The organism is Chryseobacterium sp. SIMBA_029 (assembly GCF_046535275.1).
GTDB lineage: Bacteria > Bacteroidota > Bacteroidia > Flavobacteriales > Weeksellaceae > Chryseobacterium.
In genome coordinates, this window is sequence record NZ_JAWRXA010000358.1 from 1 (window position 1) to 269 (window position 269).

The 269-nt window shown below is 41.3% G+C and carries 1 protein-coding gene; it reads left to right on the forward strand.

Going from position 1 to position 269, the window contains the following annotated elements; translation table 11 throughout:
* A partial coding sequence (locus tag SB679_RS24460; protein WP_410704863.1) for a TonB-dependent receptor occupies positions 1-269 on the forward strand: 269 nt, incomplete at both ends.

Here is a 269-nt window from a genome sequence, read left to right on the forward strand (position 1 = left end):
GTATTCCATTGTTTTAAGGAAGACCCATGAAAAGCAAATTGAAGGAGTTGTCATTACGGCCCTGGGGATTGCTAAAAAGAAGGAAAAGATTGGATATTCTACACAGGAAGTAGGAACCAAACAGTTCGAAACCATTACTACGCCAAGTATAGGAAATCTCTTCTCAGGACAGGTAGCTGGACTTAATGTTTCCAATCCAACGGGGATGCAACAGGCACCACAGTTTACATTGAGAGGAAATTCCAATCTGGTTTTTGTCATTGATGGTG